This is a genomic window from Vibrio ishigakensis (genome assembly GCF_024347675.1).
GTDB classification, from domain to species: domain Bacteria; phylum Pseudomonadota; class Gammaproteobacteria; order Enterobacterales; family Vibrionaceae; genus Vibrio; species Vibrio ishigakensis.
The window spans coordinates 1,633,357-1,655,870 of record NZ_AP024881.1 but is presented as its reverse complement, the minus strand read 5'-3'; the positions used below and the strand labels follow the sequence as shown (position 1 = coordinate 1,655,870).

The 22,514-nt window shown below is 44.9% G+C and carries 18 protein-coding genes; 12 read left to right on the top strand and 6 right to left on the bottom strand.

Annotation, left to right across the window (positions count from 1 at the left end):
* The first annotated feature begins 129 nt into the window (after window positions 1–129).
* Window positions 130–1,212 (top strand): 3-phosphoserine/phosphohydroxythreonine transaminase, encoded by a 1,083-nt coding sequence (gene serC, locus Pcarn_RS07465; protein WP_261833241.1) that lies wholly within the window; start codon window positions 130–132, stop codon window positions 1,210–1,212.
* Window positions 1,213–1,247: 35 nt separating this feature from the next.
* On the opposite strand, the gene Pcarn_RS07460 is transcribed toward serC, so the two are convergent.
* Window positions 1,248–2,159 (bottom strand): LysR family transcriptional regulator, encoded by a 912-nt coding sequence (locus Pcarn_RS07460; RefSeq protein ID WP_261833240.1) that lies wholly within the window; start codon window positions 2,157–2,159, stop codon window positions 1,248–1,250.
* Window positions 2,160–2,269: 110 nt separating this feature from the next.
* On the opposite strand from Pcarn_RS07460, the gene Pcarn_RS07455 reads away from it, so the two are divergent.
* Window positions 2,270–3,259, top strand: coding sequence for a zinc-binding alcohol dehydrogenase family protein (locus tag Pcarn_RS07455; RefSeq protein ID WP_261833239.1), 990 nt, complete (start codon window positions 2,270–2,272; stop codon window positions 3,257–3,259).
* A gap of 103 nt (window positions 3,260–3,362) precedes the next feature.
* On the opposite strand, the gene Pcarn_RS07450 is transcribed toward Pcarn_RS07455, so the two are convergent.
* Window positions 3,363–3,638: an I78 family peptidase inhibitor gene (locus Pcarn_RS07450; RefSeq protein ID WP_141270625.1), complete on the bottom strand. Its 276-nt coding sequence runs from the start codon at window positions 3,636–3,638 to the stop codon at window positions 3,363–3,365.
* 209 nt (window positions 3,639–3,847) lie between these two features.
* Here Pcarn_RS07450 and Pcarn_RS07445 point away from each other — a divergent pair, with 209 nt between their 5' ends.
* Both Pcarn_RS07445 and Pcarn_RS07440 read left to right on the top strand, forming a co-directional pair.
* Window positions 3,848–5,632, top strand: a complete 1,785-nt coding sequence (locus Pcarn_RS07445; protein WP_261833238.1) for an ABCB family ABC transporter ATP-binding protein/permease — start codon at window positions 3,848–3,850, stop codon at window positions 5,630–5,632.
* 377 nt (window positions 5,633–6,009) lie between these two features.
* On the top strand, window positions 6,010–6,645 hold the full coding sequence (locus tag Pcarn_RS07440; RefSeq protein ID WP_261833237.1) for a response regulator: 636 nt from the start codon (window positions 6,010–6,012) through the stop codon (window positions 6,643–6,645).
* 53 nt (window positions 6,646–6,698) lie between these two features.
* Here the strand turns inward: Pcarn_RS07440 and Pcarn_RS07435 are convergent, their stop codons facing one another.
* Both Pcarn_RS07435 and Pcarn_RS07430 read right to left on the bottom strand, forming a co-directional pair.
* Window positions 6,699–7,049 (bottom strand): hypothetical protein, encoded by a 351-nt coding sequence (locus tag Pcarn_RS07435; RefSeq protein ID WP_261833236.1) that lies wholly within the window; start codon window positions 7,047–7,049, stop codon window positions 6,699–6,701.
* Between the two features lie 79 nt (window positions 7,050–7,128).
* Window positions 7,129–8,100, bottom strand: a complete 972-nt coding sequence (locus Pcarn_RS07430) for a DUF3187 family protein (protein WP_261833235.1) — start codon at window positions 8,098–8,100, stop codon at window positions 7,129–7,131.
* A gap of 203 nt (window positions 8,101–8,303) precedes the next feature.
* Between Pcarn_RS07430 and Pcarn_RS07425 the strand changes: the two genes are divergently transcribed.
* The 3 genes from Pcarn_RS07425 to Pcarn_RS07415 all read left to right on the top strand — a co-directional run bounded on the left by Pcarn_RS07425 (window position 8,304) and on the right by Pcarn_RS07415 (window position 10,671).
* Window positions 8,304–8,909 carry a hypothetical protein gene (locus tag Pcarn_RS07425; protein ID WP_261833234.1) on the top strand — a complete coding sequence of 202 codons (606 nt, stop codon included), beginning with the start codon at window positions 8,304–8,306 and terminating at the stop codon, window positions 8,907–8,909.
* Window positions 8,910–9,133: 224 nt separating this feature from the next.
* Window positions 9,134–9,454: an MFS transporter gene (locus Pcarn_RS07420; RefSeq protein WP_261833233.1), complete on the top strand. Its 321-nt coding sequence runs from the start codon at window positions 9,134–9,136 to the stop codon at window positions 9,452–9,454.
* The gene (locus tag Pcarn_RS07415) at window positions 9,448–10,671 is read left to right on the top strand and encodes an HlyD family secretion protein (RefSeq protein WP_261833232.1); all 1,224 of its coding nucleotides are present in this window, start codon (window positions 9,448–9,450) and stop codon (window positions 10,669–10,671) included. The genes Pcarn_RS07420 and Pcarn_RS07415 overlap by 7 nt, the downstream gene beginning before the upstream one ends.
* Window positions 10,672–10,719: 48 nt before the next feature.
* Here Pcarn_RS07415 and Pcarn_RS07410 read toward each other — a convergent pair whose 3' ends face one another.
* Complete coding sequence (locus tag Pcarn_RS07410; protein WP_261833231.1) at window positions 10,720–13,434, bottom strand: sensor histidine kinase; 2,715 nt, start codon at window positions 13,432–13,434, stop codon at window positions 10,720–10,722.
* 190 nt (window positions 13,435–13,624) lie between these two features.
* Window positions 13,625–14,140 (bottom strand): porin family protein, encoded by a 516-nt coding sequence (locus Pcarn_RS07405; protein ID WP_261833230.1) that lies wholly within the window; start codon window positions 14,138–14,140, stop codon window positions 13,625–13,627.
* Window positions 14,141–14,407: 267 nt separating this feature from the next.
* Between Pcarn_RS07405 and Pcarn_RS07400 the strand changes: the two genes are divergently transcribed.
* The 5 genes from Pcarn_RS07400 to gltS all read left to right on the top strand — a co-directional run bounded on the left by Pcarn_RS07400 (window position 14,408) and on the right by gltS (window position 22,506).
* On the top strand, window positions 14,408–15,304 hold the full coding sequence (locus Pcarn_RS07400; protein ID WP_261833229.1) for a phospholipase A: 897 nt from the start codon (window positions 14,408–14,410) through the stop codon (window positions 15,302–15,304).
* A 277-nt stretch (window positions 15,305–15,581) separates the two neighbouring features.
* Complete coding sequence (locus tag Pcarn_RS07395; RefSeq protein WP_261833228.1) at window positions 15,582–16,670, top strand: efflux RND transporter periplasmic adaptor subunit; 1,089 nt, start codon at window positions 15,582–15,584, stop codon at window positions 16,668–16,670.
* Window positions 16,671–16,679: 9 nt separating this feature from the next.
* Window positions 16,680–19,763, top strand: a complete 3,084-nt coding sequence (locus Pcarn_RS07390; protein WP_261833227.1) for an efflux RND transporter permease subunit — start codon at window positions 16,680–16,682, stop codon at window positions 19,761–19,763.
* Window positions 19,753–21,240 (top strand): efflux transporter outer membrane subunit, encoded by a 1,488-nt coding sequence (locus Pcarn_RS07385; protein WP_261833226.1) that lies wholly within the window; start codon window positions 19,753–19,755, stop codon window positions 21,238–21,240. The genes Pcarn_RS07390 and Pcarn_RS07385 overlap by 11 nt, the downstream gene beginning before the upstream one ends.
* Window positions 21,241–21,285: 45 nt before the next feature.
* Complete coding sequence (gene gltS, locus Pcarn_RS07380; protein WP_261833225.1) at window positions 21,286–22,506, top strand: sodium/glutamate symporter; 1,221 nt, start codon at window positions 21,286–21,288, stop codon at window positions 22,504–22,506.
* Window positions 22,507–22,514 lie beyond the last annotated feature (8 nt).

The following is a 22,514-nucleotide window of genomic DNA, read 5'->3' as shown; positions in this document are numbered from 1 at the left end:
CGTAAAATCCACGTAAAACGGTCCTTTCGGGCCGTTTTTTATGTTTGTTATAAAAGTGACTTATATCTTGTTTCGAGCTGGGTTATAGTCAAAAGCCTTGCTAAAAATTTTCAGGAGAATTGGGAACAAATGGACGCAGTCTATAACTTTAGTGCAGGCCCAGCCGGGCTACCGAAAGCGGTAATGGAATTAGCTCAAAAAGAGTTTGTTGATTGGAATGGCCTAGGCCGTTCGGTAATGGAAATCAGCCACCGAAGTAAAGAATTCATTGCGGTAGCAGACCAAGCGGAGCAAGACCTGCGCGATCTATTGTCCATTCCTGATAACTACAAGGTTCTATTCTGCCAGGGCGGTGCGCGTGCGCAGTTCTCTGCAATCCCTATGAACCTACTTGGTGATAAAACCAAGGCAAGCTACATCGACGCTGGTTATTGGGCTGCGAGCGCAGTAACTGAAGCGAAGAAGTATTGTGATGTCCAGGCATTCAACGCTGTTACTGAGCGCGATGGCAAACATGCGGTTCTGCCAGCATCTGAATGGCAAATCGACCCAGAAGCGGCCTTCGTTCACTACTGCCCGAACGAAACCATCGATGGCGTTGAGATCAACGACCTGCCTGAGACAGACCTTCCTATCGTAGCGGATATGTCTTCAACCATTCTTTCTCGTAAGATTGATGTGAGCAAATTCGGTGTTATCTATGCGGGCGCGCAGAAGAACGTGGGGCCTGCGGGCATCACCATCGCTATCGTTCGTGATGATCTTCTTGGTTTGGCGAGCCAATACCTGCCAAGCACTCTTAGCTATAAAGAGCTAGCTGAGAAAGATTCTATGTATAACACGCCACCAACGTACGCTTGGTACCTATCTGGTCTAGTGTTTAAGTGGCTGAAATCTATCGGTGGCGTGGAAGAGATTGAAAAGCGTAACCGTCGTAAGGCTGCTGCACTTTATTCGGCTATCGATGAGTCAGACTTTTATAAGAATGATGTGCATGCGGACAACCGCTCTTTGATGAACGTACCGTTCCAGTTGGCGAAACCAGAGCTTGATGGTCTGTTCCTAGAGCAGGCAGAAGCGGCGGGTCTAAAGGCTCTTAAAGGTCACCGCGCAGTAGGCGGTATGCGAGCGTCTATCTACAACGCTATGCCTGAAGAGGGTGTTGAAGCGTTGATTCAGTTCATGCGTGAGTTTGAAGCGAAAAACGCATAATCGATGAAAGGGCTCAGTTGAGCCCTTTTTCTTTGCTATTTATTTGGATAGAAGCGCTCTAACTCCTGTTCTAAAAATACCTTAAGTGCTTTGAATATGGCGTTGTACTGAATCCTGTCGGTGAACACCATATACAAAGGCGCATGCTCTCCCTGCCACTCTTCACAAACCTGAATGAGCTTTCCTGTTTCTAGGTCTTGGTGTGCATCTAGCAGTGACTTATACGCTACCCCAAATCCGTCTATCGCCCACTGTCGCACCAATGCACCATCGCTGGATTTTCGGTTGCCAGTCACTTGGATTAGCTGTTGCTGTTTAGATTCTTGGTGGGTGAACTGCCAGCGGTTATGCCACTTATCGTGCAGAGTGAAACAAAGACAATTGTGCTGCTGAAGATCCTCAGGCGATGCTATTTTCGGATGAGTGTCGAGGTAGCTTTTTGAGGCCACTAGAGCGCGGTAGTTGTGCTTCAAAAGGGGCAGGGCAACCATGGACGAATCTTCCGGCTTACCTATGCGTATCGCAAGGTCGACATTCTGCTTATACAGATCCGCATAACCATCAGATAGGTGAAGATGCACGCTAACTTTTGGGTGGAGTTCTATAAATCTGTCTATCAGTGGAGCCAGCACACCTCGCCCTGTATCTGAAGGCATGGAGAGGCTGATGGTGCCAGAGAGTTCGAACTCATCTTCTCTTAGCTCACTCACCCCTTGCTCAAAGATACTCATGGCTTGCTGACACCTAGGGAGAAATTTCTCCCCTTGAGGTGAGAGGCGCAACTTTCTTGTCGAGCGGATAAACAGTGGTGCACCCAATTCCGATTCTAATCTTTGAATAGTTCGGCTTATGGCGGCTGGGGTTTGGTCTAAACTTCTAGCGGCCGCGGACAAACTGCCCAGCTTTGCCGTTTCCAGAAAGACCTTAATGTCATGCAGAGACTTCATTTTCAAATATTTGTAATAAGTGTTTTGACTAATGAGAGGTTTTTCAACCAATTCGTGTTAATTAGAATAGTACCCAGATTTAGAGCAGTTGTAACCCGTGGAGAAAAACAATGAAAGCTGTTGGATATGAAGCGAATCTACCAATCGAAGACCCTAACTCACTTCTAGATATCGAATTGGATATGCCTATTGCCTCAGGCAAGGATATCTTGGTTAAGGTGGAGTCTATTTCAGTAAACCCAGTGGATACTAAGATTCGCGGCAATGTTGCCCCAGAAAGTGGTTATAAAATTGTAGGTTGGGATGCCGTTGGCACCGTAGAGCAAGTGGGCGAAGACGTTTCCCTGTTCCAGGTGGGTGACAAGGTTTGGTATGCAGGCGACCTGACTCGCCAGGGTAGTAATGCTGAGTTCCAGCTTGTTGATGAGCGTATTGTTAGCAAGGCGCCAGTATCGGTTAGCTCTGCACAAGCGGCAGCGCTTCCGCTGACGACATTGACCGCATGGGAGATGCTGTTTGACCGTCTTCAGGTTGAAGGTGAGAAATCTATCCTTATCATCGGCGCCGCTGGTGGTGTTGGCTCTATCATGGTTCAGCTGGCTAAGAAGCTAACCAAGCTTAAGGTGATTGCGACAGCGTCACGTCCAGCGTCCGTTGATTGGCTTAAAGAGCTTGGCGCGGATCAGATCATTGATCACAACCAATCATTAAGTGAGCAGCTTGGTCTAGAAGATTGTATTGATTACGTGGTGAGCCTAAACAATACTGAACAGCACATGCCAGAGGTGTATAAAGTGATTAAGCCTCAGGGTAAGTTTGGTTTGATTGATGACCCTAAGTCTTTCGACATCATGCCGTTTAAGCGCAAGAGCGTATCAGTACATTGGGAGTTTATGTACACCCGCTCTATGTTCGAGACCGAAGATATGGCGCAGCAACATGAGATTCTGAACAAAGTAGCTAGCATGATTGACTCTGGTGAGCTTAAGACCACATTGGGAGAGCACTTCGGCACCATCAATGCTGAAAACCTTAAGCGTGCGCATGCACTAATCGAGAAGATGCAGGCTCGCGGTAAGATAGTGTTAGAAGGTTTCTAACCGAAAAGGCCCCAACATAAGCCATCAGGCTTTTGTGGTGCAGAATATAGAAAGGAGTTCATTGCGAACTCCTTTTTTAGCTATCTGAACAGCAACCCCTATCTTAACCTTTCCAAATTTTGACGATTTTCCCTTCTGAGTCGACTTCGATGTTTACGCGATCAGGGTTGTGATCCATGGTAAGCATTGAGCCGCTGGTGTAAGTGCGCAATGGATGCCCCATCAATGAACCAATTTCCTGTTGCTCGATGTTATCGCTCATCTCTTGTTTTGCATCCATATCTTTGCCGTCCATATTACTGGTCGTAGACATTGACTCGCAGGCAGTCAAAGTAAAAAGGGCAGTTGCAGTGATCATTGCAAGATGCAGCGTTTTCATAATGTTTCTCCTACTAATGGGCAAGCGGTTTTCATGTTTACGTCCTAGAGTTTGGGTTATATCTTGAAAAAATTCACGCCGCTTACAAGGTTTTTTTGGCGTAAAAACAATACTCTAGCAAACGAATGAGGCGTAACATTGCTAGTCACTCATTCAAATAAGATTGTATTCCCTTTTTCAGTTCACGAGTACGTCGTAATAAGGAAATTATGCGAGCTTCACGGATTCTAGATCGCCCTGACACCCCTATTAACTGGCGTGTGTTTTCTCAACTCACTCCTTACCTGCTTGAGTTCAAAGCGCGTGTCGCGATTGCGCTTTTTTGTCTGGTATTGGCTAAAGCGGCTAATATTGGTTTGCCCTTCATCCTTAAACACATTGTTGATGATTTGGATTCAGCGACAACCCAAGCTATTGCAGTGCCCGTGGCGTTAGTGCTGTCTTATGGCGTCGTGCGGTTGATTAATACCTTACTGGGAGAGATACGAGATACCCTGTTTGGTCGCGTCACTGAGAGAGCCATGCGCCGCTTGGGGCTGGAGGTGTTTCAACACCTGCACAAACTCGACTTGGACTTTCACTTGGAGAGGCGAACCGGCGGTCTATCTAGAGACATAGACCGCGGTACCTCTGGCATCAGTTTCTTGATGCGTTTTATGGTGTTCAATATCGTCCCCACGTTTTTAGAAATAGCCGCGGTGATCATTATCTTCTTTACCGCCTACGGTCCTTGGTTTGCCTTGATTACCCTGATTGCCATCGCTCTCTATGTGGCATTTTCTGTGGTTGCCACGGAAAAGCGCACCAAGTATGTCAAAGAAGCCGCTCTCGCTGATTCTAACTCCAACACTAAAGCAATCGACAGCTTACTTAACTATGAAACCGTTAAGTATTTCAACAACGAGCAGTTTGAAGCGAACCGATATGACGAGGCACTGCACAAGTGGGAGCAGGCACGTCGAAGTAACCGTCTGTCGTTGTTTGCGTTAAACGGTGGGCAAGCTTTTATTATTTCTGCCGGAATGACTGCGATGATGATGCTTGCAGCGTTCAACGTACATTCAGGAGAAATGAGCTTGGGTGACTTCGTGCTGATCAACACCTTTATGATGCAGATGTTTATTCCGCTTAACTTCCTAGGATTTGTCTATCGTGAAATTCGTGGGTCTTTGGCCAACATTGATCGTATGTTTGAACTGCTCGATACGCCGCCTAAAGTGGTCAACAAGGGCAACAGCACCAAGCTTAACCTATCTTCAGGAAGCATTGAGTTTGACAAGGTTACCTTTGCGTATGATGACAAAAGACCCATATTGAAAGGGGTTAGCTTTACCGTTCCCGCAGGTAAAAAGGTCGCTGTTGTGGGCGACAGCGGTGCGGGTAAATCGACCTTGGTAAAACTGCTTTTTCGATTTTATGACATCGACTCGGGTGACATTCGATTAGACGGACAATCTATTTCGAGCGTGACCCAAGAATCGCTTCGCCAAGAGATAGCCATTGTTCCCCAAGATACAGTGCTATTTAACGACACCATATTCAATAATGTTAGCTACGGTCGTCCAGATGCCAGCGAAGATGAAATCTATCAAGCTATAGAGATGGCTCACCTGAAAACCTTTATTGAGAGTTTGCCAGATGGTTATCAAACCACGGTTGGTGAGCGCGGTTTAAAACTCTCTGGTGGTGAAAAGCAGCGCATTGCTATCGCTCGCGCCATACTCAAGCAGGCACCAATAATGCTGTTTGATGAAGCGACCTCAAGCCTAGATAGTCGCTCAGAAAAATCAATTTTAGAAGCGATGGATCAACTTGCAAGTCAGCATACTAGCCTAGTGATTGCTCATCGCCTCTCTACCATAGTTGATGCCGACAACATTGTAGTATTGAGTCAAGGTCAAGTGGTTGAGCAAGGGACGCACGATGACCTTCTGATGAAAAATGGCTTTTATCGCAAGTTATGGGACATCCAACAAGAAACCTACAAAGAGTAATAACCAAAGACTCGGTACCCAAAAGGTTTCTAGCCAGAGTCGCCATCAAAGCGAATATCTGGGCTCATAAACTAGAAAGATACAATCAAAGTGACATTTGTATTAGTCCTGGACAGATGTCAGTTATTTCTCGCAATTAATTGCCTCTGCATTTGAAGAGGTTTCATTAACTTGGGCAAATGACATCTTCAATCGTTTTTGTGTCAAGTTACCCAGAGTTATGTTTCAACATTTGGTGTGTTAGATGACAGTACTCATCTGATATTCCAACAGATTTTGGAATTTATGGAGAAACAACGTATTTGTTCTGAAAACTTGATTTATATGGTATTCGGTCAACACTTTTTAAGTCTTAGAAGTAATTAGTGGGGATCGCTTTGAATAAGAAAACCGTGTTGTTGGCGGATGACCATGTTTTGGTAGCAGAGGGTATCAAGAACTTGCTTGCCAACGAGTATGACGTGGTAGGTCTAGTTGAAGATGGTATGGCATTAGTGCAGAAGGCGAAAGAACTGAAGCCAGATGTAATAGTGTCAGATATCTCAATGCCAATAATGAATGGTATCAATGCCGCTGAGAAAATATTGGCTACAGACAAGGACTGCAAGATAATTCTTCTCACTATGCACCCTGAAGTAAAGTACGCAATGAGGGCTTTGGATGTTGGGGTTAAGGGATACTTGTTAAAGCACTCGGCATCAGATGAGCTGCTCAATGCGATTAAAACCGTATTGATGAACAAGACCTTTATCACCGCCACATTAGCGGCAGAGATAATGGAGGCATATAGGAACAATCATGGGCAAGCAGAGGATCCTTTAAGTTTGCTTACTCCTAGGCAACAGCAAGTTCTGCAGTTACTTGCTGAGAGTCATTCAGCTAAAGAAATTGCCAACATCTTGAATGTGTCGAGTCGCACCGTTGAGTTTCACAAATATAAGATGGTAGAGATCCTTAAGCTTAAAAATGCCAGTGAACTGGTTCCCTTTGCCATAAAAAATGGGCTAGTTTAGCTGCTCTTTTCGGTAACCTTAATGAGCCCACAGTCTTGTGGGCTTTCTAACGTCTATGAGGTAGTAATAGGCGAGTTAAGAACCATCTTTATTTGCCCAAGTTTTTGTTTTACATAGCCCAACGTTAGCTTAGTTTCGTGCCTGAACAGCTTATTTTGCAATTGCACAAACGCCTCTTCAATCGCGTTTGTCAACTCTCTATCTTGGCTTACTACGGTGTAGGTCTTTTTTTCGAGATAGAGAGTCAGGCTCACTTGGTAGCAGCGTTTCGTGGTTTGAAGCTTTTCGATGTCGCACTGCAAAAGAAGAATGAAAATATTAAATCGGTAGAGATACATATGTTCTTCTTCGATCAACGAGCGTAACTCTGATGCTAGCTCTAGGTTGTAAGTGTTAATTTGCATCTTGGTCTCCTGCATGCGGGCATAAGTTTAAGTAATAGAGCTTGTCGTGCGCAAAGTTGAGCCCCTCCTAATCGGAGTTTCAGTCGATGTAGAATCTAAGGCCGCCGGTGAAGTGAATGTCCGTAGAGTTATCCATATTGCCAACGTTTTCTGTTGCGGATACTTCGAGAGCCATCCAGTCGTTATAGGTGTAGCGATAACCCAAAACGACCTCTTGTGACGGATCAGAGAAAGCGCTGTCGTCATCAAGGGCGCCCTCGTAGATATGGTACTGAGCTATCAGTTCATGATTGTCGAATATGCGATAGGCGTAACCAGCAGAGAAGGCGAGAGTTGAGTCATTAAGTAGTGAGCCAAAGATAGCTTCACTGTCATCGTGAAAGGAATAACCCAAGCTTGAGAATAATGTGTGATTTTTATTTCTATAGGAGTAGTTAAGTTGGATTGCTTGTTCAAAGCTAGAACGTTCAAAAGGAGAATTATTCACATCATTAAAATATAGAGTGGCACCTAATGCTAATCCATGATGAGCATTTTCAATTAATTGATATTGAAAATATGCATGCAAGGCGTTCGCCATGGTTTCGCCTTTAAAATCAGTATTATTATAATTATAAGACCGACTTCTTATATTAAATTGGTTTTCACCAACTAACTCTCGGCCATTGTGACCAATTCCAAACGCATCGTGAAAATCTGCGATAAAAGAATCTAGACCATTATCAGCAGCCCAAGAATACTGATACATAAACTCGGCAGAAAGCCTCTCTGTGGGCTGGAGTTGGAACCCAAGGAAAGCATGGTTTTGATAGTAATCTAGTTGAAATTCATCGCTTTGTCCCCAAACACTCGCCATGCTTGCTGTGGCGAATACCTCTGCTTTTTGATGCTTGAATGCACTGCGAAGTTGCATTGCTGAGGTAAGCGATTGAATAGGAGAGGAGGCGTATGTGCGCAATGGTGTTGACTGTACCTGTGCATAAACGACATTTGATGTTAATAAAACAATAGGCAACAATAGTTGCGCACTAATTGACTTATAACCAAACATATTTAAATCTCACGAAATAAAATCCATGAGGTGATGTTAATTGGATTCTTATATATCTTTTACTCGTTAATATACGAGACGTTGCTGATATATTTACTAGCTAGAAAATGTACTACTTATAACTAGTAAATCCCCCAGTCTAAATAAATAATAAAGGGCGTTAATATAAGGGCTCTTAGGTTTCTTATATTATGGAATTGGCTATGTTTGGATTGAAGACAGTAACGGACAAGCCCGCTTTAAAGCGTTTAGGTGGAGTTTTTGTTTTGCTGGGTAGTACCTTGTTTGTTCTGCAAGTCGACGACCACATCCTAGGCATTTCGCTGATTATGCTATTAGCTACGGCTTTAGGCTTTAGTTCAATGTTTGGGTTAAATTCATCTACTCTCAGATTACAAATAGGCCTCGGAAGTACTTTATTACTGGTTTGCTCTTTAGCCACTGTCACTCCATTGCTGTCCCTTGAACCATCGCATCTTTTTGTTCGATTAACTTCGTTTTTGGTCGTGGTATTAATTCTCATGATCGCTTTTGATCATCTTATAGAAGGGCTGAACGCACTAGTAATGAACCGCTCTTTGGGTGGGAACCTTTTCGTAAATTCTGTTGCTATGTTGATCTTAACGTATTTGCTGTTCTTAGATTTTGCTGAGACTACTCCAGATCAGATGATCGCTTTCTTGAGGCTAAAATTTATTCTGCTCGGTGGGTCTATGCTCAGTTTTAATCACGCAGTGATAGGCCAACTACCAGAGTTAAAGTTCTTTGGACAGAATCGAGGTTTAACCATGTACGAGGAACGATTTTAGGGAGAGCCTCAACACAGTGAAAGGTTAATTTAGGCTCCATTGATGGGGTCTATTTTTTTGAATGTGTTTCCAACTAGATTCGCATCACAATTCCCCGTTCCACTTGTACAAGAGTCTCTCACTGGTAAATAAACCTTAATTGACTGGTACTTTTACGAGTCCATTTAGGCAATCTCCACTTTTATAATTTCGCTATCAAAGTTAATTAAGAGGTAGGAGGAATTATGAGTTTAATCAGTACTCCCTTTGTGGGAACCGGTGCAGACATAGGGCTACATGCCGTGGCCACTATAGTGCTGGTCGGTTCTATTGTTGCCGCCGTTGTCGCCTTTTGGAAACTGCATGAACTTCCTATCCATAAAGCTCAACAGAGTGGTCATCGACAGCTAGGGCTCGTCACTATACTCACCTGGATTGGCTTTATTTGGCACTGGGTATGGGTCATCGCCATTATCGTTGCCTTCGCAGATATCGAAAGTTCTATCGTTCGCCTGCGCGATCTATGGCGATATGGAGAAACCAGTGTGGAGGAAGAATCATGTTAGAAGGTTTAGCGATTTGGGCGCTGTTTATCTATATCTTGCGCCTGTTGGGTATTCCTTGGAACAAGCCATTTAAGCTTTTTGCCTATATTGGCGGCGGATTGTGGTTAGGCTTTGTTTGGATTGGTTTGATTAACTATACCCCTATGGACCTGTCTGGTGGCTCTGTTGTCCAATCACCACATATCCAGTTGAGGCCAGGTAACACTCAGATTAAGGGTAAGGTTCATAAGGTCTACATTGAGCCTAATAGTGAAGTTAAAAAAGGCCAGCTAGTTTACGAGTTAGACTCTGAAGTGTATGAAATTCAGGTTCATCAAACGCAAACACAGATGGAGGCGGCTCAGGTTGCTAACTGGATGGCATTAGAAGATATTCAGATGTATCAAATGAATTACAAGACCAAGCAGATAAACCTACAGATTGCCAAGAGTGAACTTCAGTCCGCGATTGATGACCACAGGTATCAAGCCAAAACCCTTAAGCGTTATGTAGAGCAAAATGCTAAGGCGAGACATACGGTTCCACAAAGTGTGATTGATGAGCAAAGAACAAAGGTGTCTATGGCTCGTAATAAGATTATCTCACTAGAGAATAAAGTGATGGCGAGTGAAGTGGGTGTGAAAAAAGCGGCCGTAGATGTTGAGCGTTCTCAGCTCAAGGTAATTGATACCGAAGTCGCTCTGCGTTCGAGTGAGGAAAAACATGCGAAAGCGATCTGGGATCTGGAGCAGACCAAAGTATACGCACCAGCCGATGGGTATGTGACTAACTTTATTCTCCGCGAAGGCCAATATGTGGGCATCCTTTCTCGCATGCAGATGTACACCAATGAAAAGTACGTATTGATGCGTGTAAACCACCAAGCGATTCGAAACGTGAAAGTAGGGCAGAGCGCTGAGTTTGTTTCTCCAGTCTATCCGGGCAAGGTGTTTTCGGCCGAGGTGCAAGGCATAGTAGAGGCAACAGGCGAAGCGCAAGCGGGAAGCATGGGGCGCGAAGAGTCAGTGTCTCAAACTACGCTGAAGAACGTGAATAACAAGTTTCACTTTGTGCGACTGAAGCTCGAAGAACCTGAGGGCTACGATATCCCAGTCGGTGCGGTAGGCTTAGCCTGGGTTAGCGGCGATAAACCAAATCACTTGCTGTCATTTTTAGATGTTATTCGCGGCATTATTATTCGAATGAAGGCTCAGATCTACTACGTATATTCTCTTTAAAAGCCACTTTGCCCCGACTTCGGTTGGGGCTTTTTTTAACTTCTTCGTTCACATATCTGCTTCTTCATCTTGCATGTTTGGAACAGAAAAGCTCAGCTCTATGGTTGTGCCTTTGTTTTTTTCTGAGTGTATGTGAAGTTCTCCATTTATAAGCTTGGCGCGCTCCATCATACTTTGAATGCCGAGTCCTGGAGAGCGCTTCGCCTCGGCTACATCAAATCCCATTCCATCATCTTTTATTTGCAGAACAATCGTTCCTTTGACGAGGTTAAAAGAGACTTGAGCTTTATTAGCTTCCGAGTACTTAGCTATGTTTCTAAGGCTCTCTTGTACGATTCGAAATAGCACTAATGCCACATCTTTAGCTAGGTGCATTTCTTTTGAGGTATATAGGAATTCGACCTTGATCTTTTCTCTTAGCTGAAAGCTCTCTATTTCTGAGCGAAGAGCATCAATCAAACCCAGATCATCAAGAATGGAGGGATGGAGTCTGCGTGATAGACTATGGGTGTCCTCGGCAATCTTGCCAAGTGAGTGTTTGATGTTCTTCAGTTGTTCCCCCAACGTCTCAGACTCAACCGACATTTGGACCGCTCCAAGGTCTATGGCTACCACGGCTAAGCGCTGGCTAAGGTCATCATGCAGATCTCTTGCGACTCGTTTGCGCTCTTCCTCTTGGACACTCAAAAGCTTGGAGGTCAGCATACGCAGTTCGTCTTGGCTCTCGATGAGCTTTTCTTGTTGTATCTTAAATTCGCTGATGTCCTGAATCGTTGTGCTCGCTGAGACGAACTTGTTGTGATTATCAAACTTTAACTCAGAGACCTCTTTAACCCATTTGAGCTGATTATCGACAGTGATGCGATACTCAACGTTCAGAAGCCCTGTTTCGATTGCATCATCGAGTTTTCTTAGATAGTTTTTTCTATCCTCATCGTAGATCATTTGCACATAGTCGATACGCCGCATAGATTTGGTTTCGGCAACGCCCAGTATATGGGCAGCTTCAACAGATAGGGAGGTAATGGTGCCGTCGCTGCTGACATCCCAACTGCCCAGTTTTGCCACCCTTTGTGCGTTTGATAGCCTTTGAGTTACTTTCTTTATGACTTTAATGCTCTTCTTTCTATTTAGATAATTGAACAACAAGATTATAAAAATAATGCCAAATACAAAGGCGGCAGCCCATACGATATAAACCTGCCAAGGGTTTTTCTCAATGATTTGTAGGTTGTTCCATTTCTCCAGAATCAGAGTCATTTGGGACTCATCGACCGAAGCGATGACCTTGTTAAATAGACTCACCAATTCGGGCTTGGAAGGGTGAACCGCAATCGCCGTTGCTTGACGATATGAGGTAGTGCCAGAGTGAACAAGATCATCGAGCCCCAACGTGGCTATGTGATGTTTGGCTACGAATCTGTTCACAACCGTAAGGTCAATCTCTTCGTTGGATAGTGCGACCAATGCGTCATCTAGTTTGGCAAATTCAACCACGAGCAGTTCTGGGAAGTCACGCTTAATCGGCGCAACCCAAGCACTGCCTTTTGCTAAGCCTATTTTCTTGCCGGATGCTCGGTCTAAAGTACTGTAGATAGCTCTACCAGCTTTTGTATAGATGGCAGCTGGCATCTCAATGAAGGGCTCGGTAAACAGTAGGCTTTGCTTACGCTCCTCGGTTATGTTCATACCAGGAACAAAATCAATCTCGCCCGATTGAACTGCGTCAACAATTTGTTTCCAGCTAGTGTATGGAATGAAGTGGGCTTCTATCCCATATTCTTTTTCGAACCGGCGTACGAAGTCATCGGCAATACCTTTTGGCTCGTCATCGACCACATAAGCGAACGGCGGCAGTTTGAGGGGCAAGCTAAACGCGATTCGCGTGTGGCTTTCAATCCAAGCTCGCTCCTCATCGGTTAGGGACTCGACGAGTAACTTCTGCCGATTATTCTTATCTAGCCATTTATCGGCTAAGATTTGCCTCTGTTCTTCAGTAATCGCATCAATGGCCTTGTTGATGATGCTATTAAGCTCTGGCCAGTCACTTCTAGTCGCAAACCGAGCTTGGTTTTGTTTCTCTAGCTCTGGAATACCCAGACTGCCGACAATCTCTAGGTTGGATAGAAAGTTTTGATAGATATAGGTTTCACAGGTGTTAGCACTACAAATAAAATACTCTGCTTCGCCTCCTAAAACCGCATTTAATCCCTCGCCTGTAGAGTTGACGATTATTAGGTCTAGGTTAGGGTAGTGGGTGCTTAGATATCGCTGTTCTAAGAAGTCTCTTCGCACGGCGATGGGCTTATCTTTTATACGACCAATAGAGCTAACTCTGGGCTGGCCGTCCCTACCATAAAGAACAGCAGAACTGCCGGATAGATAAGGCTGGGTGAAATCCATATAGCGATCAATGCTTTTGCGCTCACGCACTAATTGCAACATATCAAGCTGGCGCTCCTCGGCTTGTTGCAGCTGCTCAGACCAATCCTCTTGATACTCAAATATAAAGGTTAAGCCCGTTATTTCACTCAGCAAGTCGATGTAATCGATAGAGTAGCCCACCACTTGACCATCTTGTTTAAAAGCAAGAGGCGGCAGGTCAGTAGAGTTACTCACGCGAATGTTTGGATGCTTCTCTATCCAAGCCAGTTCTTGTTGGGTAAATAAACCTTTGGTTGTAAGGCTAACTTGTTCAGCCCAGCAGATTAGACTGAATAAACTGAGCGCGGAGATAAAAATGAAGCGCAGAAACCCTGCCATGCATTACTCCTGAATCGATGCAGTCTGGATGCGTGAAGAGACTGAATCGTAATGGCTAGTTGTTGATATTACTAAACTATAGAAGCCATTAGGTTATGATGCAGAGTTGTTGGATTAAACACATGAATTATATAAAAAAACGAGCGGGCAATTGCCCGCTGTCGTAATCGTATTTTTGGTTTGGTTTGGTTTAGAAGTGGTAGTCCACTGAAACCATGATCTGTTGAGTGTTCTCTAGCTTCGTGTTGTTCTCCTCGTAGTCTTGGTCAAGATACTGGTATGAAAGCTCAGCCGACCATGATTCGTTGAACTGGTACATAGCACCTACTTGGCCACCCCAAACGAAGTCTGTAGAACTCTCACTCGCGATCTCACTGTCTGCAACACCCATAGAAACACCAGCGAATAGGTTAACATTCTCGTACACAGGCAATAGGTAGTCATATGAAGCTAGGAAAGAGTGCTGCTCTAGCTTATCCATGTAGCCGTAAGTACCCATAACACGGTGATGGTCGTTCAAGATTGCGCCGCCACGCAGTTCAAACGCTACATCTTCACCATTCATGTCATTTGCACCTGTTACATCGTCAATTTGATAACCTGTACCCACACCTGCGAACCAATCAACATCTAGATCATTTGCAAGGCTTGGTGCTGAAACAAGAGCAGTAAGAAGTACAGATGAGATAGCAGTTAGTTTTTTCATATTTAGATTCCTATAAAAGATAGTTAATATTTTTGTATCAAGGTGAGCATTTATATTGCTTCGTTTTGATGTGGTAATTATTTATATTTTTTAATGGATAATTAACTAGGGTATTTACTAGATCAGATAGTGAGATATACCAGTCAGTCATTGGCAAATTTTCAGTAGGTAAATTTTAAATTCTGAACAGGTAATTTTACCAGTGGCTTTAGACCTAATATAAGTGGATTATTTAATAATGTTTTTATGGATAGGTCTGAGGTTAAAATGAAAGTTATAAAGGAAAGCTTGCTATATTGCCTTATCGTGGCTCCGTTCTCTTTTTCATCTTTTGCTTATGAGAGTTCAGAACACGACAAAGATGAGTCGTCTTTATCCATGACTGAGCAGCGCATCAAATACGAGCAGGATACCCAAGACAATCCATTTGTTCTGACGCCACATAAGATGAACTACATTCTGCCATTTACTCAGACTGATTCGATCAACACAGGTGCTTATGGGAGCAACCCAGATTGGCAAGAGAATTTTGAGGATCAAGAAGCCAAGATACAACTCAGTATTAAGGTACCACTAAACTATGGTGATCTTCTTGTCGAGGGGGATGCTCTTTACTTTGGTTTTACTGCCCAATCATGGTGGCAGATCTACTCGGAAAACATCTCTGCTCCGTTTCGTGAGACCAATTATCAACCGGAATTCTTCTATCTAGCTCCAACAGAGTGGAAGCCGTTTGACAGTAATTTTGGCTGGGGTGTGGGGGTAGAGCATCAGTCCAATGGACGCAGTCAACCTTTATCTCGCAGCTGGAACCGAGCTTATCTAGTAGGACTATGGGAAAGTGATGATTGGGCAGTGGGATTCAGGCCTTGGCTAAGATTGGAAGAGGATGCTGAAGATGATGATAATCCAGATATTGAGGATTACATGGGGCATTTTGAGGTAACTGCAGCCTATAGATTTAACAAGGTCAAAGTCTTTGGTACGGCGCGTAATAATCTTGCCACACACAAAGGATTTATAGAGCTTGGAGTAACTTTTCCAATATGGAAGCGTTTAAGAGGATATATTCAATACACTGACGGATATGGAGAGTCTTTAATTGATTATAATCATTCTCAGCGACGTTGGGGAATAGGGTTGGCCTTAACTGATCCAATATAGAAAATTATTGAGCCACACTAATAAATTTAATTGTTAGTGTGGTTTTATACTTTAACTAGTGTTAATAAAAGGCTGGTGAAATTTGCTAGGGAAACCTAGTAAATTTCCCAGCCTTTACTAGTAAATATTACATTATCCACTGGTAAGTATCACAGGTTCGAAATGCCCACTCCTGAACCAGAATTATATTACTTGAAAAAAGAAATGAACTTTTCTTTTAAAAATGAATCCGGTGTTCGCTTAAACAGTAATGCCACCATTAAGTAAGGATAATTCTATGAAACTTCAATCTACCAATGCCCTTATAGCCTTGAGTGTCGCTACTGCACTAGCAGGATGCAGTGAACAACCTGCAGAGGTTGTAGATAAATCACCGCGTCCGGTAAATGTAATTGAGTTAGGCGACTACCAAGGTGATTTCCAACAGATCTTTGCCGGTCGCTTGGAGTCGGTATATGAGGCTCATGTTTCTTTTCGTGTGCCAGGCACTATTGAAGCCATTTACGTTTCGCCTGGAGACCAAGTTAAGAAGGGTGACAAGTTAGCTCAACTTGATGCCCATGATTATCAAGTAGCCTTAATCGAGCTTGAAGCTCGTTTATCAGAAGCAGAATCGGCTAAGCGATTAGCAGAGTCAGAGTTGCGTCGTGTGAAGCAAGCTATCTCAGAAAATGCGATAGCCAAGGTTAATCTTGACCGTGCTCGCAGCGGCTATGAGCGAGCTCGTGCTGCAGTTGAAGTAGTGAAGCAGAACATCATCAAGGCAGAAGATGCGATTCGCTACACCACTCTGAGGGCCCCATTTGATGGCGTTGTTGGCCAGCAAAAAAGTGAAGAGTATGAGCAAATCTTACCGGGTATCCCAGTATTTCAGGTACACAAACTATCTCAACTAGAGGCTGTGGTAGATGTGCCGGAGAGCCTGATTCAGCAGTTTAAGTATGGTCAGTCAGTAAATGTAACTTGGCAAGATGCCAATCAGTCATTCACTGCGTTTGCTCGTGAAATCGGTACTGTTCCTCATCCAATCAAACAAACCTACAGCGTTGTGTTTCAAATTGACCAAGCCAATATTCCTGCTTTACCAGGTAAAGCCGTGGTAGTCGAAGCCGATTTTAGCACCAAGGCTGATGTGCACTGTTTGCCTTATGGGTCTGTAACCAAACACAACAGCAAGCATAGTGTGTTCTTGGTTCAAGACCACAGAGCCGTCCCAACGCCAGTGCACGTTGAGCGCCTTCGTGGAAACGATGTGTGTGTATCAGGAGCCCTAGTAAACGGTGACAAGGTGATCACCTCAGGGGTTGGATTTTTAAAAGCGAACCAAGAAGTAGGTGAGCTTATTGAAATGTACTCAGCTAACTAGGAGGCAATTATGAATCTTGCAGAATTCGCCATTAGACAAAGAACCTTTGTCGCCTTTTTTACCGTGCTGTGCGTGATTGCCGGTATCGCCTCTTATTTTAAACTGGGTAAGCTAGAAGACCCCACCTTTACAGTAAAAAGTGCAGTTGTAGTCACTCTGTATCCTGGTGCATCAGCCAAAGAGGTTGAAGAGCAGGTAACGGATAAGATAGAGACCAAACTTCAAGAGATGGCAACCCTAGATGAGCTCCGCTCTTTATCTAAACCTGGTATGTCGATGATCTTTGTCGACCTTGCAGAGACAACTACTTCATCTGAATTGCCACAACAATGGGATTTGTTACGCCGTAAGGTGAATGATGGAAAGTTACTGCTGCCACCTACGGCTCAAGTGAGCATAGTTCAGGACGAGTTTTCTGAGGTGTACGGTATGTTATTTGCGATAACCAGTGATGACATCCCGATGGCTCAGCTTAAAGACTATGCCCAAGAGCTACAGCGTCGTCTTAAAGCGGTGAAAGGTATCAAAAAGATTGAGCTTCACGGTGTGCAACAACAAGTCGTGAATATCGACCTTCCGGAAGAGCGTCTTGCTCGTTATCAGCTTTCTGCCGCTCAGGTTATTAGCCAACTAAACAGCCAAAATGCCATTTATGATGCAGGCCGATTTAAAGCCGGTATCGAACGTGTTCGAGTTGAACAAAACAGTGAGTTCCAGTCGGTTAATGATATCGCCAACTTCGTAATCAAAGGGGGTGTTGGTGACCTAAGTACCGGTCTAATCCGTCTTGGTGACATTGCTGACATTACTCTAGATTATCAAGAGCCAGTGCTTAGCCAGAGCCGCTACAACGGTAAGAACGCGATTACTTTAGCCGTAAGCCCAGTAGATGGAGTGAACGTTGTATCTCTTGGCGACACCTTGCGTCAAACCATCGATGACTTTGAGCAAACCTTGCCTTTGGGTGTAGATATCCAAGATATCGCATTCCAGCCAGATGAAGTGACTAAATCAATCAACAACTTTGTAAGTAACCTTCTTGAAAGTGTCCTAATTGTTGTGGCAGTACTTTGGGTCTTCATGGGGATGAAGAGCGCATTGATTGTGGGTTCAAGTCTTCTTATCACCATCCTAATTACCCTTGTGTTTATGAATGTGATGGGCATTGACCTGCAACGTGTATCTCTAGGTACCTTCATCCTAGCGCTAGGCATGCTGGTGGATAATGCCATCGTGATTGTTGACCTATTCATCGTGAAACTAAACAAAGGTGTAGAGCGCACTAAAGCGGGGATCGACGCGGTAAAAGAAACAGCCTTACCACTGCTTGCCGCTACAGTTATTGCGGCCATGGGTACTTTGCCGGTAATCCTGTCTAATACGGATGCGTCAGAGTTCTCCGAGTCAGTACCTCAGATCATGATGTCATCTCTGCTGTTCTCTTGGATTGTGGCGGTAACGGTTACAGTTCTGATGTGTTGGTACTTCATCAAGCCAGCAGCGCAGGGTGAAGAACAGAAAGAGTCTAAGTTCGCAGCAGGTTTTCGCAGTGCGGTAAGTTGGATGGTAGACAATCCAAAGAAAGGCCTAGTGGCTGTGCTCCCACTGATTGCTCTGACGATAGCCCTTATCCCACAGGTTCGAGTAGTGTTTATGCCAACTTCTGACCGCGCGATCGTGTTTCTTGATTACTGGCTACCAAACGGAGCTCAGATTGAGAAAACATCAGCCGATATGCGCAAGATTGAAGCTTGGCTACTGGAGCAACCTGAGGTAGATAACTTTGCCACCTATGTCGGCGCAAGTGCACCTCGCTTCTCAGTAACCGTAGAGCCAGAACCGTTTGACCCAGCCTACGGGCAGATCCTTATCAACACTGAAGACTATGCATCAATTGCGACATTGGTTGAACGTGGTGATGTGTGGTTAAAGCAGGAATTCCCGCAGGCTGAGCCTCGCTTTAGAGCACTAAAACTGGCGACATCAGATAAGTACAGCATCGAGGCGCGCTTTAGCGGCCCTGACCCTGTGGTACTAGAACAGCTATCTCGCCAAGCGCAAGATATCTTAGAGCAAAACCCATATGCCAAATACATTCGTGACGATTGGAGACAAGAGAGCAAGGTTATCAAACCGATCATAAATGAGGAGCAAGCACGTCGTGCTGGTATTAACCGTACTGATATCTCGCTAGCTCTGAAGCGTGCTTCTGAAGGCTTCCCTATTAGTCAGATGAAGCAAAAAGATGAGCTTATCCCAATCCAAGTTCGTGGCATCGATGTGACCCTGGCTGACCTAGATACCATTCCAGTCCAATCACTGATTGGTATTCACTCTGTGCCTCTGGGACAGGTTGTCGATGGTTTTGATTTTGATACAGAGGAGTCAATGATCTGGCGTCGTGACCGAGTGCCAACCATCACAGTACAGGCGGGCGTTAAAGGTACTACCGTTGCGCTAGCGCGTGAATACAGCCGCGAAGCGATTGAGTCTATCGAACTTCCATACGGCTATGAGCTGAAGTGGGGCGGTGAGTACTATGACGAAAACAAGGCAATCGTAGATACCTTGTCTAATCTGCCAGCTGCGATGCTTGTGATGGTTATCATCATGGTCGCTATGTTTAACGGCTTTAAGCAGCCAGTAATCATCTTTGGCACCGTACCTCTAGCACTGACCGGTGTGGTGGCAATGCTGCTGATTGCAGACAAAGCATTTGGCTTTATGGCACTGGTGGGACTTATCTGCTTATCGGGCATGATCATCAAAAATGGCATTGTCTTGATTGACCAGATTGAGTTGGAACGAAGCAATGGCGCGAATTTATCTGACGCCATTAAAGAGGCGACCATGAACCGTACCATGGCCATCTCCATGGGTGCACTAACCACAATGCTGGGTATGGTGCCTCTCATGTCTGACCTACTGTTTGACCAGATGGCTGCGACCATCATCGGGGGCCTCGCGGCCGCAACCTTCCTTTCTTTGTTCGTAATGCCAGCACTATACAAGCTGTTTTATCAAAACGAAGAAGGACAGCAAGAAGTTACTGAAGTATCACTTTCAACCGAGGAAATGAATTATGAAATTTAACAAACTGACGCCAATTGTTTTGTCGATGATTCTAGCCGGTTGCGCAGTGGGCCCTGATTATCAAGCTCCTCAAAGTGAGGTAGGTAATGAGTTCCTATACAGCCAAGTAGAAGGTGTTGATGCCACACAACAGATCAAGCAGTCACAGTGGTGGTTAGCGTTTGAAGATCAGAAGCTAAACCAACTGGTTAATGAGGCGCAAACGCAAAATATCGCTTTGAAAATAGCGGCTGAACGTATCAAGGCGGCACAGGCTTATCAAAGAGCTATCGAGTCATTCAAGGTTCCAACGGTTAGTCTCCAAGCTGGGGCTACTAGCTATCAAATCAGTGAGAACGACCCGCTCGCGGGTCCACTGGTTACTCCTGGTGGATTGGGGCCTCAGGTGAGCGCCCTTACTGGAGGTGATGCTCTGATTGATAACCAATATGAGTTTGCAACATTGAGCGCAAATATCACTTGGGAAGCGGATGTCTTTAATCGCTTGGGTTATCAGGCAGAGTCTGCGGAAATCCGAGCCCAGCAGGCAGAAATTGTGAAGCAGGGCATGACCACATTGATCACCGCAGATGTGATTCACAACTATCTGCAGTATCGCGGAGCAGAGCAGCGCAAGGAACTAGCAAAAGAGACAATTCAGTCTCAAGAGCAGACCCTTGAGCTTGTGAAAAGTGTTGTTAAAAGTGGATATGGCTCAGAGATGGATCTTGCTCAAGCTCGAGCTGCGCTTTCAATGACCAAGTCAATTGTGCCTCAGCTTGATATTGCGATGAATGTGCACAAACAGCGTCTTGCAATCCTTATGGGTAAGACCTCTGCTGAGATGAACCTTCTGCTGGAGGGGGCACAGCCAATGCCAAACTACCGTGGTGTCGTGCCGATCGGTATGCCATCGGAAGTATTGCAAAACCGTCCTGATATCGCTCTAGCTGAGCGTGAAATGGCCGCTATTAACGCAGATGTGGGTGCGGCAGTTGCCAACAAATATCCGAAATTCTACCTGACGGGGAGCCCAGGCGTGCTCGCCGGTGACTTTAGCGACCTGTTTAGCAGCGATTCCGCAGCTTGGGTTGCGGGTGTCGGCGTGAGCTGGACTGTATTTGATGGTGGTCGCTCAGATGCTCTAGTCGAACTGCAGGAAAGCCGCTTTAAGACTGCTGTTCTTTCCTATGAGCAGTCGGTAAATACCGCCATTACTGAAGTAGAAACACTGCTTTATGCCTACGGTTCGAGCCAGGAGTTAGAAGCGCTCACTCATGAAACTCGCGAGCAAGCAGATAGTACTCTGGCAAAAGCTGAGTCTCTCTATAAAGCTGGCTTAGTGGATTATATGACGGTGTTAGATGCACAGCGTCAACAAAACCTAGTCAAAGACCGTGAGATTGCTGCCAACCTTCAATCATCACAAGTCGTTGTTGGCCTACATAAAGCTCTTGGCGGCAACTGGGAAGTTAACCCAGAGCTTGCAAAGAACTAAAAACAACTTCTTCAACTTTTACAATCAATAAATGGTAGGACAGTTATGGATTTCGACAACAACATTCTTCACATGAGCTCCTTTTTTGCCGTGACTATGGGCATAGTGGTGCTTTTTATCGGCCGAAGGCTCAACCAAACCATAGGCTTCTTGAAGGAGTTCAGCATCCCTGAACCAGTATCAGGGGGCATCTTGGTCTCAGTATTGCTAGCGCTGGTATATGCATTGACCTCGGTAGAAGTGACTTTTGATCTGACCGCACGTGACGTGCTCTTGGTGTACTTTTTTACCACTATAGGCATAAACGCAAGCCTGAAAGATCTACTTAAAGGGGGCAAGCCACTTGTCATCCTTCTGGTCGTAACCATCTTCTTCATGTTAATGCAAAATGTGGTGGGAATCTCTGTGGCTTCTGCATTTGGTCTAGAACCAGTGTTTGGTCTACTCAGTGGCAGTATCTCACTGATTGGTGGTCACGGTACCGCTATCGCCTGGGCGCCTAAAGTCGCGGATGAGTTTGGACTCGAAAGTGCAATGGAGATAGGTATTGCTAGTGCCACTTTCGGTCTTATCTTAGCAAGCTTGATGGGTGGACCCATTGCTAAGTTTCTTATTAAGAGACATAGCTTGGTGGCATCTGAAATTGATACCTCTAAGCAAGACGAGGGAAAGAAGGCAGTAGAAAAGCTCACTTCTTTTGATTTCCTTGATGCTGTTCTCGCGATCCATGTGTGTATTGTGGTGGGCGTACTTCTGAATGAAGCAATCAGTCAAACAGGCCTGCAATTGCCTCTGTTTGTCTCATGCTTGTTTGCTGGCATCGTAATTACCAACCTTATTCCGCAATCTTACCCGCGTATTACTGGTACGAAATGGCCAACACGAACTGCTGCGGTGGATCTGATTGCAGATATCGCGTTAGGCACCTTCTTAGCAATGTCGTTAATGAGCATGCAACTTTGGACGCTCATTGATCTTGCAGGACCTATCTTCGCTATTCTAGCGATGCAATTGCTGCTGGCTGTCGTAATTAACATCTTTGTTGTGTTCCCTGCCATGGGTAAAACCTATGATGCAGCGGTTGTGTGTGCGGGTTTTGGTGGTATCTCGCTAGGTTCTACACCAACGGCAATGGCGAATATGTCTGCTGTGAGTCAAAAATACGGCTATTCAGCTCAAGCGTTTATTGTAGTGCCATTAGTGTGTGCTTTCTTTATCGATTTAGCGAACGCACTGATCATCCCTTACTTTATGGGCATGATGTAACCTGAGGG